The organism is Lysobacter sp. Root76 (genome assembly GCF_001428685.1).
Taxonomy (GTDB): Bacteria; Pseudomonadota; Gammaproteobacteria; order Xanthomonadales; family Xanthomonadaceae; genus Lysobacter.
This window is the reverse complement of record NZ_LMIK01000010.1, coordinates 117851-133317: the sequence shown is the minus strand read 5'-3', so window position 1 is coordinate 133317 and position 15467 is coordinate 117851. Positions and strand designations below refer to the sequence as shown.

Below are 15467 nucleotides of genomic sequence, written 5' to 3'. Positions count from 1 at the left end.
CCCAGCCTGACGTTGTTTCCGGCCACGGAACTGCTAGATTTTCCCCGTTCACAGGGGGAACGCTATGGAAGAACAGAACCCGTACCGCGCATCCAGCGCGGCGGTGGCCGATGTCGTGGAATTGGTGGACGTCGAGTCCGCCACCAAGTGGCGCCGCTTTTTCAACTGGCTGATCGACAAGCTGATCGTGCTGCTGTTCGGCGCCTTGCTCGGCGTGCTCGCGGCGCTGTCGGGCAACGAAGCCGTGCTCGCGTGGATCGATCGCATCGACCGCCTGACCGATATCCTGCTGACCGCCGCGATCACGGTGGTCTACTACGCGTTCATGGAAGGCGCGTTCGGTTTCACCATCGGAAAGCTGATCACCAACACCCGCGTGGTGGACGAGTACGGCAGGTCGCCGGGCTTCGCGCGCGCGTTCTTGCGCAGCCTGTGCCGCCTGATTCCGTTCGATGCCTTGTCGCTGCTGTTCAGCGATGGAGAAGTCCGCCGCGGCTGGCACGACTCCCTGACCAAGACCTACGTGATCCGCCGTCCGCGTCCGGGCCAGCGCGTCGGCCGGCCGCGTCATGCGATCAGCAGCCAGTTCGGCGAAGGCATCGTGCCGCAGCCGGCGCGGGTCGCGGCGGACACCGGCGCGGCGGCCAGCATTACGGTCGCGCCCTGAGCGCGGCCATCGCGACCGCCCGGTCCCGGGTGGTCGCGATGGGGTAGTCGCGGCGGCAGGACCTACTTCGAGACGATCTCCGACTCGACCACCATGTCGAGCACGTAGGCCACCGACGAGGCGTCGGCCGGCGGGTTCTTGATGGCGTACTTCTTTACCCGCAGCACGTTGCGCACGCCGGGTTCGTGGGTGTAGCCCTCGATGTCCTGGTACAGCGGCTGCCAGGCGGCGTCGCTCTTGATCGCCACGCCGTTGGCCTGGTAACGGCGCTCGCGCACCTGCAGGCACTGCATGTTCGGGATCAGCGGGTGCGAGCACGGCGCGCCTTCGAAGCTGAGCCGGTCGCCGTTGGCGGCGGTCAGTAGCAGGCGCGGCGCGTCGGCCCCGCCTTCGATCCGTGCCGGCAGCGAGCCGCGCAGGCGTTCGCCGATGGCTTGGTCGAGTTCCATCAGGCGCGTGTCCGCGCAGGCCATCAGGGTCTGCGCCATGTCGCCGAAGCTCAGCGCCTTGGCGTCGCGGGTGTAGCTGCCGCTGGCGCGGTTGCAGCCGCCGCTGACGCTGACCCGGCCGCGGTCGAAGTCCAGTTGCAGCGGGCGCTTCGGGTCCGGCACGAGCGCGGCGATCGGCTTGCCGCTGCTGTCGGTCGCGTCGGTCAGGCGCCAGTGGTAGGCGTCCAGGCTGAGGGCCGCGCTCGCGGTGCCGGCGTCGACATCGCGGCCGGCGCCGGTGGCTTCGGGCGCGGTGTTGGATGCGCAGGCGGCGAGGGCCAGGCTGAGCAGTGCGGGGGCGAGCATCTTCATGTGGGGTTTTCCGTTTCGATAGCCGAACCCATGCGAACGCATCGGCTCAACCGGTGGGGTCAAGCCTATTCAGTATCGTTCAGGCCACGAAAAGGAAGGATGAATTCCACACGCATCGGCGCCGCAGGCGCCGGATGCCGCCGCGCGCGGCGCGGATCAGCTGCCCGACGGCATCAACAGCAGCAGCGCCGCACCCAGGGCGAAGCGGTAGTAGGCGAACACGGTGAAGCGATGCTTCTGGATGTAGTGCAGCAGCCACTTCACTGCCACGAACGCGGTCGCCGCCGAGGCCGCGAACGCGACCGCGAGCGCGGTCCAGTTCTCGCTCGTCGCGGCCGGTGTGCCGATCACGCCCAGCAGTTCGTAGGCGGTGGCCGCGAACATGGTCGGGATACCGACCAGGAACGCGAACTCGGTCGCCGCCGCGCGGCTGGTGGTGCCGGCGAGCAGGGCGACGAAGATGGTCGCGGCCGAGCGCGAGGTGCCCGGGAACACGCCCGCGATCACCTGCGCCACGCCGACCAGGATCGCCACGGTCCAGCTGATCGTCGTGCGCTCGCCCAGGGTCTGCGCGTGCTTGGCCGCGTAGTGCTCGGCCACCAGCATCCAGATGCCGCCCAACACCAGCGCCCAGGCGATCGGCAGCACCTTGTGGGGCAGTACGAAGCCCAGCTTCTTGACCGTGAGGCCCAGCACCGCGGTGACGCCGAAGGCGACGATCAGCTTGAGCAGGTAGTCGCGGTTGTCGGGCTGCATGAAGCCGGTCGCCAGCTGCCACAGCCGCCGCCGGTAGATCAGCACCACCGCCAGGATCGCGCCGGCCTGGATCGAGATGTTGAACAGGTCCGAACGGCTGCCCAGCCAGTGCTGCGCGATCAGCAGGTGGCCGGTGCTGGAAATCGGCAGGAATTCGGTGACGCCTTCGATGATGCCGAGCAGGAGCGCGGCGAGCAGATCGGTCATTGAGTGGGAATCGTGCGAAGCGAGGGGGCGGCAGGACGGCAGGGACAAAAACCGCAGCAGGATATCCTAAAGAGCGCCTGGTCCAAATTGGTGCATTCACAACTGGAAAAGCACCAATAGGAAGCATTGCTGCGGTGCGCCAAGATTAATTTTCTTTATAATCAATCATATACGTTAATTCAGAACTTGGCACGCTGCTTGCTTTACTTAAGCCAAGCAGCTCAAAGCCGCGCACCGCACGTCCTGTCCCTTCCCAATCCGGATCCAGTCCATGTCCCTCGAACACGTCGAAAAGCTCGTCAAGGACCACAAGGTCGAATTCGTCGACCTGCGTTTCACCGACATGCGTGGCGTTCAGCACCACGTGACCTTCCCCAAGTCGATCGTCGAGCCGGCGCTGTTCGAAGACGGCAAGATGTTCGACGGCTCGTCGATCAGCGGCTGGAAGGGCATCAACGAGTCGGACATGATCCTGCTGCCCGACGCCTCGACCGCGGTCCTGGATCCGTTCACTGCCGATCCGACCCTGATCCTGACTTGCGACATCCTCGACCCGGCGACCATGCAGGCCTACTCGCGCGATCCGCGCGGCGTCGCCAAGCGCGCCGAGGCCTACCTCAAGTCCAGCGGCATCGCCGACCAGGCCTTCTTCGGCCCTGAGCCCGAGTTCTTCATCTTCGATTCGGTGCGCTACGCCAACGAGATGGGCCACACCTTCTTCCACGTCGATTCGGAAGAAGCCGCGTGGAACTCGGGCAAGGAATACGAAGGCGGCAACAGCGGTTACCGTCCGGGCGTGAAGGGCGGCTACTTCCCGGTCGCGCCGCTGGACTCGCTGCACGACATCCGCGCCGAGATGTGCAAGACGCTGGAACAGGCCGGCATCGAAGTCGAAGTGCACCACCACGAAGTCGCCAACGCCGGCCAGTGCGAGATCGGCACCAAGTTCAATTCGCTGGTCGCCAAGGCCGACGAACTGCTGACGATGAAGTACATCATCAAGAACGTCGCCCACCGCAACGGCAAGACCGCGACCTTCATGCCCAAGCCGATCGTCGGCGACAACGGCAGCGGTATGCACGTGCACCAGTCGCTGGCCAAGGGCGGCGTCAACCTGTTCTCCGGCGACGGCTACGGCGGCCTGTCGCAGATGGCGCTGTGGTACATCGGCGGCGTGTTCAAGCATGCGCGCGCGATCAACGCGTTCACCAACTCGGGCACCAACAGCTACAAGCGCCTGGTGCCGGGCTTCGAGGCGCCGGTGATGCTGGCCTATTCGGCCCGCAACCGTTCGGCGAGCTGCCGCATTCCGTACGTGGCCAACCCGAAGGCGCGCCGCATCGAGATGCGCTTCCCCGACCCGATCCAGTCCGGCTACCTGACCTTCGCCGCGCTGATGATGGCCGGCCTGGACGGCATCAAGAACCAGATCGACCCGGGCGCGCCCAGCGACAAGGACCTGTACGACCTGCCGCCGGAAGAAGAGAAGGGCATTCCGACCGTCTGCCATTCGCTCGACCAGGCCCTGGAAGCGCTGGACAAGGACCGCGACTTCCTCAAGGCCGGCGGCGTGTTCACCGACGACTTCATCGACGGCTACATCGCGCTGAAGATGCAGGAAGTGACCAAGTTCCGCGCGGCGACGCATCCGCTCGAGTACCAGATGTACTACGCCGTCTAACGTGCGACAGGGACGGCGGCCCGCGCCGCCGTCCCGCGTTGCCGCACCACCGCCAGGAGCGAAGATGCAGATCCGTGCAGGCGAACTGGACCATCCCGAGGTGATCGCGCTGTTGCGCGAACATCTGCAGGGCATGGCCCGACTGTCGCCGCCGGAGAGCATCCACGCGCTGGACCTGGACGGATTGCGGCGACCGGGGATCAGCTTCTGGAGCGCCTGGCAGGACGGGCAACTGCTCGGCTGCGGCGCGCTCAAGCAGCTCGATCCGGAGCACGGCGAAATCAAATCGATGCGCACGGCAGCGCGGCACCTGCGCAAGGGCGTGGCGGCCGCGATGCTGGATCACCTCATCGACGAGGCAGGGCGACGCGCCTATCGGCGGCTGAGCCTGGAGACGGGATCGATGGACGGATTCGAGCCGGCGCGCAGACTCTATACGCGCTTCGGCTTCGACCCCTGCGGACCCTTCGCGGACTACGTCGACGACCCGAACAGCGTCTTCATGACGAAACACCTGTAGACGCACCCGGCGGCCCGTGGCGAAAGCTACGGGCCGCTCGCTTTTCAAGTCCACCACCACAACCAGGAGGTCTCAACGACGGGCTCGCTCCGCCGCAGGGCGACTGCGTCCCAAAAATTGGCCGGGCCACGACGAAACGCCCGCGCCGCAAGAGCACGAAGTACTGACCGGGGAGGGGCCACCGCTTATGAGGAGCCTGCGTCATGTCGTCTCGTACCAACGCCAGCACCACCGCGACCGCGCACGCCGCGCTCGCTCTGTCCGTGTTCGCCGCTTGCCTGGGCGCACCGGCGCTCGCGCACGCCGGTACCTCGGGTTCGGTGAGCTTGACCAGCGACTACATCTTCAGGGGAGTGTCGCAGACCAACCAGGAGCCGGCCCTGCAGGGCGGCATCGAATACGCCGCCGACAGCGGTTTCTACGTCGGCGCCTGGGGCAGCAACGTCAGTTGGCTGTCCGATACCGTCGTCGTCGGCGACGACATATCCAGCAGCCTGGAGCTGGACGTTTCCGCGGGCTACCGCGGCAAGGCCGGCGAGATCTTCGCCTACGACGTCGGCGCGCTGTACTACTGGTACCCGGGCGACTATCCGGGCGGGTTCAACAGCCCGAACACCGCCGAGTTCTATGTCGGCGCCACCGTCACGCCGGTGGAAACCGTCGCGCTCGGTTTGAAGTACTCCCACGCCCTGACCGACTTGTTCGGCTACGCCGACTCGGACGGCAGTGGCTATCTCGACGCCTCGGTCAACTGGACCTTCCAGCCCGGCTGGACGCTGAACCTGCACGGCGGCAAGCAGTGGATCAAGAACAACGAAGCCTTCGAATACACCGACTGGAAGCTCGGCGTGACCAAGGCCTTCGACAACGGCTTCTCGATCGCCGCGGCGTACACCGACACGGACGCGGAAGAGGCGCTCTACACCAACGCACACGGCAACAACATCGCCGAAGACGCGTTCACCCTCACCCTCACCAAGGCGTTCTGATGCGCCACCGCACCTACGGAGCTGCGAGATGAAACTGATCACCGCCATCATCCGGCCGTTCAAGCTCGACGAAGTGCGCGAAGCGCTGACCGAAGTCGGCGTTTCGGGCATCACCGTCACCGAGGTCAAGGGCTTCGGCCGGCAAAAGGGCCACACCGAGCTGTACCGCGGCGCCGAATACGTCGTCGATTTCCTGCCCAAGCTCAAGATCGAGTGCGCGGTACCCGACGGCCTGCTCGATGCCGCGCTGGAGGCGATCCAGAACGCCGCTCGCACCGGCAAGGTCGGCGACGGAAAAATCATCGTGCTGCCGATCGAGAGCACGGTGCGCATCCGCACCGGAGAGCTAGACGACGATGCCCTGTGACCCTGACGCGAGATCCGACATGAAGACCCATGCCATCAAATCCCGCTCGCGCGAGCGGTCGTTGCGAACCCTGGCCCTGGGCGCGCTGCCCCTGGCCGCAGTACTGGCTCCGATCGCCGCGCGCGCGCAGGACGCCGCCGCCGCCGCGGAGCCGGTGGTCGACAAGGGCGACGTCGCCTGGATGCTGACCTCGACCCTGCTGGTGCTGTTGATGACCGTGCCCGGCCTGGCGCTGTTCTACGGCGGCCTGGTGCGCTCCAAGAACGTGCTGTCGGTGCTGATGCAGGTGCTGGCGGTGTTCTCGCTGATCGTGCTGCTGTGGGTGGCCTACGGCTACAGCCTGGCGTTCGGCGGCGGCAGCGCCGGTTTCCCGGGCGCGTTCATCGGCACCTTCGACAAACTGTTCCTGGCCGGCGTCAACAAGGACACGTTGGCGGCGACCTTCACGGCCGGCGTGTCGCTGCCGGAGTACGTGTTCGTCGCTTTCCAGTCGACCTTCGCCGGCATCACCGGCGCGCTGATCGTCGGCGCGTTCGCCGAGCGCATCAAGTTCTCGGCGGTACTGCTGTTCTCGGCGCTGTGGTTCACCTTCGCCTACCTGCCGATCGCGCATATGGTCTGGTACGGGCCTGACGGCTATCTGTTCGCCAAGGGCGCGATCGATTTCGCCGGCGGCACGGTGGTCCACATCAACGCCGGCGTCGCCGGTCTGGTCGGCGCCTATTTCGTCGGCAAGCGCGTGGGCTACGGGCGTGAGGCGATCAAGCCGCACAACGTGACCTTCACCATGATCGGCGCCTCGCTGCTGTGGGTGGGCTGGTTCGGCTTCAACGCCGGCTCCAACCTGGAAGCCAACGCCGGCGCAGCCCTGGCCTTCCTCAACACCCTGCTCGCGACCGCCGCCGCGGCGCTGGCCTGGAGCCTGGTCGAGGCGGTGATGAAGGGCAAACCGTCGATGCTGGGCGGTGCGTCGGGCGTGGTGGCCGGTCTGGTCGCGATCACGCCGGCCTGCGGCACGGTCGGACCGATGGGCGCGATCGCGATCGGTGCGATCGCCGGCGCCTTGTGCGTGTGGGGCGTGCACGGACTCAAGCGCCTGCTGCGTGCCGACGATGCGCTCGACGTGTTCGGCGTGCACGGCCTGGGCGGCATCATCGGCGCCCTGCTCACCGGCGTGTTCAGCTCGCCGTCGCTGGGCGGCTTCGGCCTGGGCGCGGGCAACGATTCGATCGCCGCGCAGTTGGGCGTGCAGGCCTTGAGCGTCGGGATCACCGTGCTCTGGTCGGGCCTGGTGTCGGTGCTGGCGTTCGGCTTCGTCAAGCTGGTGGTCGGCCTGCGTGTGGCCGAGGAATCCGAACGCGAAGGCCTGGACATCACCTCGCACGGCGAAACCGCGTACGAGAACTGAGCGCATGGGCCGGAGGGGCGTCCCTCCGGCCCGGCCTCCGGCGCCGGCGCCGCTCGACTCTTCGCAGCAGCGGCGCGGATCGCGTCCGACTGCAAACGCCGTAGCGGCACGAACCGTAGCCATGCGCGACTCCGCGCCGCTGCTGCGAGGGGTGGGTTTCCAGGTGGGTCGGCGCGGCCGATTCTGAAGTTCCGAGGTGCTGCGCAAAGACGATCGGGAAGCCGCCAACCTCGGTCGGGGCTTCCCGCATCGGCAACACCCGCGGTGCTAGCATCGGCGCATGCACGTAACCACGCTGCTGCAGGGTCCGCTGACGGTAGTCGATTACCGCTGCCAGGCCGGTCCGGACGACGCGCCGTTCCTGGAGCAGCACGGCCGCCACTCGCTGGCCTACGTGCGCCGCGGCAGCTTCGGTTATCAGGCCCGCGGGCGCAGCTACGAACTGGTCGCCGGCTCGGTGCTGATCGGCCGCACCGGCGACGAATACCTGTGCACGCACGACCACCACCTGTGCGGCGACGAATGCCTGTCGTTCCACTTCGCGCCGGAGCTGGTCGACGAACTCGCCGGCGCGCGCCGCTGCGGTAGCGCCAGCTGGACCACCGCGGGCCTGCCGCCGTTGCCGCAACTGATGGTGCTGGGCGAACTGGCCCAGGCCGCGGCCGAGGGGCGTAGCGATCTGGGCGTGGACGAGCTCGGCCTGCTGTTCGCTCAGCGCTACCTGGGCCTGGTCGGCGGTCGCGACGCGCGGGCGATGCACGCGCAGGCGCGCGACCGCCGGCGTGCGATCGAGGCCGCGCTGTGGCTGGACGCGCATGCGCACGAGGCGGTCGATCTGGAGCGTACCGCCGCCAGCGTCGGCCTGAGCGCCTTCCACTTCCTGCGCCTGTTCTCGGCGGTGCTCGGCGTGACCCCGCACCAGTACCTGCTGCGCGCGCGGCTGCGGCGCGCGGTGCCCTTGCTGGCCGACGCGCGCCGTTCGATCACCGAGGTCGCCTACGACAGCGGTTTCGCCGACCTGTCCAATTTCGTCCGCACTTTTCGCCGCGCCGCCGGCGTGTCGCCGCGCGGCTTCCGCCACGCCGCGCGCGGCGACCGCAAGATTCTCCAAGAACGCATACGCGCCTACGTCGCAAGCTGAGCCTCCACCTACGGAGGTTCCGCCATGTACGACCATATCGGCCTGAAGGTTCGCGATCTCGACGCGAGCGTACGTTTCTACGAAGCCGCGCTCGGCGCGCTCGGCCATCGCCTGGACTCGCGTTACGAGGGCGGGGCCGGACTCGGCCCGGACGGCGCACCGGCGCTGTGGCTGTACGAGGACGCCAAGGCCCAGGGACAAAGCCACGTCGCCTTCCGCGCGCCCGACCGCGCCGCGGTCGAGCGTTTCCATGCGGCGGGCGTCGAGGCCGGCGGGCGCGACAACGGCGCGCCGGGACTGCGCGTGGACTACAGCCCGAGCTACTACGCCGCGTTCCTCATCGACCCCGACGGCCACAACGTCGAAGCGGTGTGCATGGATTGAGCGCGCGGCTCAGGCCAGCCGCGCGTTGCTGCGTATCTGCACGATCTCCGAGCGCGGCGGCGCGCCGAACAGGCGCTTGTACTCGCGGCTGAACTGCGAGGGGCTCTCGTAGCCGACCTTGTGCGCGGCCGCGCCGGCTTCGATGCCGTCGACCAGCATCAGCCGTCGCGCCTCGTGCAGGCGCAGCTGCTTCTGGAACTGCAGCGGCGACATCGTGGTCACGGCTTTGAACTGATGGTGCAGCGAGGAGATGCTCATGTGCACCGACTGCGCCAGGTCGTCGATGCTCAGCGGCTGCAGGTAACGCTGACGCAGCAGCTCGACCGCGCGCGCGATCCGGTGCGAGCGGGTGTCGGCCATCGCCAGTTCGCACAGGCGATGGCCGAGGTCGCCGACCAGGACCCGGTAGTAGATTTCGCGCAAGGCGATCGGCGCCAGCACCGGCAGGTCGGCCGGGGTATCCAGCAGCCGCATCAGGCGCAGCACCGCATCCAGCAGCGGCGCGTTGACGCGCGCGGCGTACAGGCCGCGATCGATGCCGGCCGACGGCGCCTGCGGGCCGGCGTCGAGGATCAGCGCGGCGATCTCCTCCGGGTCGATGTCCAGACGCAGGCACAGGTAGGGCTTTTCCGGCGAGGCCTCGGTGATCTGGCCGATCATCGGCAGGGTCACCGACACCACCAGGTAATTCAGCGGGTCGTAGTGGTAGGTCTCGCCGGCCAGCATCGCGACTTTGCTGCCCTGGGCGACGATGCACAGGCGCGGCTCGTACAGGGTCGGCTTGCAGGGGGTCGGGGTGCTGGAACGGATCAGGTACAGCGACGGCACCGCGGTGGCGTGGACGCCGTCGTCGGCCGTCGATCGGGCAATCCGGTCGGCCAGCTCGGCTTGCGGGGCGCAGAACCCGTTGCGGGCGGCCGACTCGGCGGAAGTATTGGCGTTCATGGCTCCCAGCATCCGACGGGGGATACCCCGATTATGTTTGCGGATTCTGCCGTTCGGCGTGCCGGAATGGGCAAATTGCAGGATCGGGCAAAGATTCGGCAGCAATGTACTTACCCGGCGGGGGCCGCAACCCCTAACGTAGCCGTCTCCCCCCGACCCGACCGGGTCCGCCCCGGCGCGGCGCCCGTGCGCCCCGCCTCCAGCGCCCGGCCGCGGTTCCCTCGCACCCGGATACGTCGCGATGTGGATCGTTCAATACGCGCTCAACCGCCGCTACACCATCGGCGTGCTGGCCATCCTGATCCTGCTGTTCGGCACGCTGTCGGCGCGGCGCATGCCGACCGACATCCTGCCCGAGGTCGGCATTCCCTCGATCAACCTGGTCTGGACCTATAACGGCCTGCCGGCGGCCGACATGGCGGCCAAGCTGACCTCGTTCTCGGAGGCGGCGATCCTCAACACCGTCGACGATCTCAAGGAAGTGCGCTCGGAGTCGATCAACGGCGCCAGCATCGTGCGCATCGACTTCCAGCCCACGGTCAGTCTGGACCGCGCCCTGGGCCAGATCACCGCGGTCTCGCAGACCATCCTGCGGCGCATGCCGCCCGGCACCTCGCCGCCGTTGGTGATCCGCAACAACGTGTCCAGCACGCCGGTGCTGCAGTTGGTGCTGTCCTCGGATTCGCTGACCGAAGCCCAGCTCTACGACTACGCGCGCCTGCAGCTGCGTTCGCAGATCCAGACCATCCCCGGCATCCGCATGACCCTGCCCTACGGCGGCGCGGCGCGGCAGATCATGGTCGACCTGGACCCCGCGGCCTTGCAGACCTATGGCCTCACCCCCAGCGACGTGACCACGGCGCTGGAGCGCGGCAGCCCGACCCTGCCCTCGGGCGCGATCCGCGAGGGCGCGCGCGAGCTGCAGATCTCGCTGGACACCAGCCCGGCGACCGCGGCCGAGTTCCTCGACCTGCCGGTGGCCGCGCGCAACGGCAGCGTGATCTACGTGCGCGACGTCGCCTCGGTGCGCGACGGCGGCGCGCTGCAGACCAACGTCGCGCGCATGGACGGTTCCAGTGCGGTGTCGGTGGCGCTGATCAAGCTCGGCGGCGCGTCCGCGGTCGAGATAGTGCGCGCGGTGCGCGAACGCCTGCCCGAGATCGAAGCCTCGGCGCCGCCGGGCATGCGCATCGCGCCGATCTTCGACCAGTCGGTATTCGTCGACAACGCGATCGGCTCGATCCAGCACGAAGCCTTGCTGGTCGGCCTGCTGGTGGCCCTGGTGGTGCTGGTGTTCATCGGCTCCTGGCGCTCCAGCCTGATCGTGCTGTCGGCGATCCCGCTGGCGCTGCTGGCCTCGGTGGCGATGCTGCACCTGTTGGGCTACACCTTCAACGTGATGACCCTGGGCGGCCTGGCGCTGGCGATCGGCATCCTGGTCGACAACGCGGTGGTCGACGTCGAGAACACCAACCGCAACATCGCCCTGGGCAAGGACGTGCGCACCGCGATCCTCGACAGCGCGCGCGAGGTGGTGTTCCCGGAGTTCGTGTCCACGGTCGCGATCTGCATCGTGCTGACGCCGATCCTGCTGATGACCGGCCTGTCGGCCTGGGTGTTCACGCCGCTGGCGCTGGCGGTGATCTTCGCCATGGCGGCCTCGTTCCTGCTGTCGCGCACGCTGATCCCGGTGCTGTGTTACCTGCTGCTGCCGGCCGACATCGAAAGCCGCAAGCACCCGCGCTGGGCGCCGGAGAAGCGGCTGCTGGCGCTCAACCACCGCGTCGAACGCACGCTGGACAGCCTGCGCGAGCGCCACCACGCGCTGCTGGTGCGGCTGGGCCATCACGGCGGCGTGCTGACCCTGGCGGCGCTGCTGCTGGTCGCGCTCGGCGCGGGTTCGGCGCTGATGCTGGGGCGCGAATACTTCCCGCAGGTCGACGCCGGCCAGCTGCGCCTGCAGGTGCGGATGCCCTCGGGCATGCGCCTGGAGGAAACCGCGGCGCGCGTGACCCAGATCCAGCGCGAGATCCGCAGCATCATCCCGCCGCAGGAGCTGCAGACCGTCTACGAACAGATCGGCGTGCCCGACGCGATCAATCTTTCGCTGGTCGACAGCGCCGTGGTCGGTTCGTTCGAGGCCGAGGTGATGCTGCAGCTGCGTTCGCCGCATGCGCCCAGTCGCCTGTACCTGAAGCAACTGCGCGAACGCATCGCGCAGAAATTCCCCGAGGTGAAAGTATTCGAGCGTCCGCCGGACGCGACCAGCCGCACCCTGGCCGGTTCGGCCGCGGCCGCGTTCGAAGTGCGCCTGATCGGCCGCGACAACGCCGGCAACCTGGCGCTGGCGCGCGAGATCGAGACGCGCCTGCAGCAGGTGCCCGGCGCGGTCGACATCGCCCTGCGCCAGGTGCTGGACCTGCCCGAGTATCAGGTCAGGATCGACCGTACCCGCGCCGCCCAACTTGGCCTGGACACCCAGCAGGCCAGCCGTGCCGTGCTTGCGGTGCTGGGCTCGGCCGGCACGGTGTCGCCGGTGTACTGGACCGACACCGTCAACGCGATCGCTTACACCGTGCAGGTGCAGGCGCCGCCGGCGCGCCTGGGCGACATCGACACCCTGCTCAACATGCCGCTGCGGATCGGTCCCAACGGTCAGGCGGTGCTGTTGCGCAGCATCGCCACGGTCACGCCGCGCACGGTGCCGGCCAGCATCGGCCGCACCACCCTGGCGCCGACCATCAGCGTGCTCGCCAATGTGCAGGGCACCGATCTTGGTTCGGTCTACGATCGCCTGACCGCGATCACCCACGAGATGGAAGGCCGCCTCAAGCCCGGCAACCGCATCGAGATCGCGGGCCAGGCCGGCGAGATGCAGAGCGCCTACGGCGAACTCGCCGCAGGCCTGCTGATGTCGGCGGTGCTGGTGTTCCTGGTGCTGGTGGTGAACTTCCAGTCCTGGATCCAGCCGCTGGTGGCGATGTCCGGCCTGCCGGTCGCGATCGCCGGCGCCGCGGTCGGCCTGTTCGTCACCGGTACGCCGCTGAGCGTGCCGGCGCTGATGGGCGTGATGATGGTGATCGGCGTGTCCACCGCGAACAGTGTGCTGGTCACCAGCTTCGCCCGCGGCCTGATCGCCGAAGGTCACGACCCGGAGCTGGCCGCCTACGAATCCGCCGCAGTGCGTCTGCGTCCGGTGCTGATGACCGCCAGCGCGATGGTGCTGGGCATCGTGCCGATGGCGATCGGCCTGGGCGAGGGCGGCGAACAGAACGCGCCGCTGGGCCGCGCGGTGATCGGCGGCCTGCTGTTCGGCACCCCGGCCACCCTGGTGCTGGTGCCCTCGATCCTGGCCGTGCTCGGCCGTTACATCAAACGGCGCGCCGCGCGACACGCGAACGCCGAATCCACAGCCGCCGCCGGCACCGCCGGGGCAGGAGCGACGCCATGAAGGTCAGTGCCATGAATTTCCGCAGCAACCGCATTCGTTTGATGTCCCGCGGCGCGCTGGCGCTGGGCCTCGCGCTCGTCGTCGCCGCGCTCGCCGCCTGCGGCCGCAGCGACGCCGAGACCGCTCCGGCCAGCGCCTTGCCCGAAGTGCTGACCGTGGCTGCCAAGGCCGCCGACGGCGAACTCGAACTGCGCCTGCCGGCGCGCGCCTACGCCGGCGAATCCGCGCAGATCTACGCCCGCGCCACCGGCTTCGTGCGCGAGCGCCAGGCCGATCTGGGCGATCGCGTCGTCGCCGGGCAAGTGCTGGCGACGATCTCCGCGCCCGAAGTCGATCAGGCCGTGCGCGAGGCCGTCGCCGATCTGAACCAGGCCAGCGCCGATCAGGAACTGGCCCAGGTCAACTACGACCGCGCCCAGGTGCTGGTCGGCTCCGGTGCGATCTCCAAGGAGATGTACAGCGACCGCAAGGCCAACCGCGATGCCGCCGCCGCCGCGCGCGCCGCCGCGGAGGCGCGCCTGACCAGCGCACGCGAACGCAGCGCGTTCCAGAGCGTGCGTGCGCCGTTCGCCGGCGTGGTCGCGGCGCGCAACGTCGAGCGCGGCGACCGCGTGGTCGCCGATTCGGCCGCCTCGGCCGCGCCCATGTTCGAGATCAACGCGCTGGACCCGCTGCGGATCGTGGTCGACGTGCCGCAGAGCGCCGCATTGCAAGTGCATGCCGGCCTGCAGGCGGAGGTGCGCTTCCCGGAGTTGCCGGGCGAGAGCTTCCAGGCCGAAGTCGCGCGCAGCGCGCAGAGCCTGTCGCGCGACCTGGGATCGATGCGCGTGGAACTGCGCCTGCCCAACGCCGACGGCCGCATCCCCGCCGGCATGGTCGGCGAAGTGCGGCTGAAGGTGCCGCGCGCCGCGCCCGCGGTGCTGGTGCCGATCTCGGCGGTGATCCAGGGCGGCGCCGGCCCGCGCGTGGCCTGCGTGCGCAAGGATTCGACCCTGGAATTCCGTGCCGTCGCGCTGGGCCGCAATCTGGGCAGCGAGATCGAGATCGTCTCCGGCCTGGGCCCCGGCGACACCGTGGTTCAGGCGCCTAACGCCCTGCTGGCCGAGGGAAACAAAGTGCGGGTGAAGCCGCCGACGGAGCCGCGCAAGTCCTGACGTACACGCGGCGCTAACACCCGCAGCAGCGGCGCTTAACCCGGCGGCGCGTAGGGTCGATCGCAGGACTACGGCAAATGGGAGCATGCCATGGCGATCTGCGACGTTTGCGGCAACGACTACGACAAGGCCTTCCGGGTGGACATGGGCGGACGCAGCGGCACGTTCGACTCGTTCGAATGCGCGATCTACGCACTGGCACCGCGTTGCGCGCACTGCCATTGCCCCATCATCGGCCACGGCATCGAAAGCGGCAGTGCGTTCTATTGCTGCGCGCACTGCGCCAAGCACGCCGGCGTGAGCGGAGTCGTCGATCGGGTCTGACCTGCGCCGCGCATCGGCCGACAACTTCGACTGCGCTTCGCCGCGCGCGGACCTCGCCGGCGGCACCGTCGAGCGGGCGCTGCCGGGACGGGAACGACCGGTGCGGCTGCGGCCGGATCGCCGGGGCCCAGAGATTCGCCAGACCGGATAGTGCGCTTCAGCGCACGGCCACGGCGTTTCAACAGACGATCACAAAAGTGGCATAAGCTGGGCGACGTCCAAGCTCGAACCGCAGTCGGACCACAGGAGGCCCCATGAAGCGCACCTGGACGATTATCGGCGTCAGCGATGTGGCTGCCAGTTTCAAGTGGTACCAGTCGCTGCTGGGCATACCGGCGTCGGCTCCCGGCCATACCTACTTCGGGCAGATTCTCGACTCGGACGGAACGGTCCTGCTCTGCCTGCACGCGTGGGGTTCCCACGAGCATCCTTCGCTGACCAGCCCCGATTCCGCCACGCCAGGCAACGGCTTGCTTTTGTTTTTCCGCGTCGATGATTTCGCCGAGGCCTTGTCCCGGGCGCGGGCGCTGGTTCCGGTGCTGGAAGAGGAGCCCAGCGTGAATCCGAGCACCGGCACCGAGGAGTTCGCGCTGCGCGATCCCGACGGCTATTACGTCATGGTCAGTGCGCTGTCTGCGACCTGACCAGGGATTAGTCCGGTCTTCCACCGTGG

14 protein-coding genes and 1 pseudogene are annotated in these 15467 nt (G+C 68.3%); 12 read left to right on the top strand and 3 right to left on the bottom strand.

Translation table 11 applies throughout. From position 1 onward, the window contains the following. The first annotated feature begins 64 nt into the window (after positions 1-64). Positions 65-667, top strand: a complete 603-nt coding sequence (locus tag ASE10_RS18875) for an RDD family protein (RefSeq protein WP_055905271.1) — start codon at positions 65-67, stop codon at positions 665-667. A gap of 62 nt (positions 668-729) precedes the next feature. Here ASE10_RS18875 and ASE10_RS18870 read toward each other — a convergent pair whose 3' ends face one another. Next, entirely contained in the window at positions 730-1467 is a 738-nt protein-coding gene (locus tag ASE10_RS18870; protein WP_056306175.1) for an META and DUF4377 domain-containing protein, read from the bottom strand. A gap of 156 nt (positions 1468-1623) precedes the next feature. After that, positions 1624-2430 (bottom strand): undecaprenyl-diphosphate phosphatase, encoded by an 807-nt coding sequence (locus ASE10_RS18865; protein WP_055905265.1) that lies wholly within the window; start codon positions 2428-2430, stop codon positions 1624-1626. Positions 2431-2701: 271 nt separating this feature from the next. Here ASE10_RS18865 and glnA point away from each other — a divergent pair, with 271 nt between their 5' ends. The 7 genes and pseudogenes from glnA to ASE10_RS18830 all read left to right on the top strand — a co-directional run bounded on the left by glnA (position 2702) and on the right by ASE10_RS18830 (position 8920). Further along, positions 2702-4111: a type I glutamate--ammonia ligase gene (gene glnA, locus ASE10_RS18860; protein WP_055905262.1), complete on the top strand. Its 1410-nt coding sequence runs from the start codon at positions 2702-2704 to the stop codon at positions 4109-4111. A 100-nt stretch (positions 4112-4211) separates the two neighbouring features. Further along, positions 4212-4631: a GNAT family N-acetyltransferase gene (locus ASE10_RS18855; RefSeq protein WP_343123450.1), complete on the top strand. Its 420-nt coding sequence runs from the start codon at positions 4212-4214 to the stop codon at positions 4629-4631. 203 nt (positions 4632-4834) lie between these two features. Then, positions 4835-5620 carry a TorF family putative porin gene (locus ASE10_RS18850; RefSeq protein WP_082559774.1) on the top strand — a complete coding sequence of 262 codons (786 nt, stop codon included), beginning with the start codon at positions 4835-4837 and terminating at the stop codon, positions 5618-5620. 28 nt (positions 5621-5648) lie between these two features. After that, on the top strand, positions 5649-5987 hold the full coding sequence (locus ASE10_RS18845) for a P-II family nitrogen regulator (protein ID WP_055905257.1): 339 nt from the start codon (positions 5649-5651) through the stop codon (positions 5985-5987). Between the two features lie 133 nt (positions 5988-6120). Continuing rightward, positions 6121-7395 (top strand): annotated as a pseudogene (locus tag ASE10_RS18840) (ammonium transporter); the annotation flags it as partial. A gap of 280 nt (positions 7396-7675) precedes the next feature. After that, a complete protein-coding gene (locus ASE10_RS18835) occupies positions 7676-8536 on the top strand; it encodes an AraC family transcriptional regulator (RefSeq protein WP_056306171.1) in 861 nt (286 codons plus the stop codon). Between the two features lie 24 nt (positions 8537-8560). Then, a complete protein-coding gene (locus ASE10_RS18830) occupies positions 8561-8920 on the top strand; it encodes a VOC family protein (RefSeq protein WP_055905251.1) in 360 nt (119 codons plus the stop codon). Between the two features lie 9 nt (positions 8921-8929). Here ASE10_RS18830 and ASE10_RS18825 read toward each other — a convergent pair whose 3' ends face one another. After that, positions 8930-9865, bottom strand: coding sequence for an AraC family transcriptional regulator (locus ASE10_RS18825; protein WP_056306169.1), 936 nt, complete (start codon positions 9863-9865; stop codon positions 8930-8932). Positions 9866-10106: 241 nt separating this feature from the next. Between ASE10_RS18825 and ASE10_RS18820 the strand changes: the two genes are divergently transcribed. From ASE10_RS18820 to ASE10_RS18805, 4 genes are all read left to right on the top strand, one after another. Continuing rightward, on the top strand, positions 10107-13316 hold the full coding sequence (locus tag ASE10_RS18820; protein ID WP_082586148.1) for an efflux RND transporter permease subunit: 3210 nt from the start codon (positions 10107-10109) through the stop codon (positions 13314-13316). After that, positions 13313-14470, top strand: a complete 1158-nt coding sequence (locus ASE10_RS18815; RefSeq protein ID WP_056306167.1) for an efflux RND transporter periplasmic adaptor subunit — start codon at positions 13313-13315, stop codon at positions 14468-14470. The genes ASE10_RS18820 and ASE10_RS18815 overlap by 4 nt, the downstream gene beginning before the upstream one ends. A 90-nt stretch (positions 14471-14560) precedes the next feature. Beyond that, the gene (locus tag ASE10_RS18810) at positions 14561-14794 is read left to right on the top strand and encodes a hypothetical protein (RefSeq protein ID WP_056306165.1); all 234 of its coding nucleotides are present in this window, start codon (positions 14561-14563) and stop codon (positions 14792-14794) included. 254 nt (positions 14795-15048) lie between these two features. Next, complete coding sequence (locus tag ASE10_RS18805) at positions 15049-15438, top strand: VOC family protein (RefSeq protein WP_056101204.1); 390 nt, start codon at positions 15049-15051, stop codon at positions 15436-15438. The last annotated feature ends 29 nt before the right edge of the window (positions 15439-15467 follow it).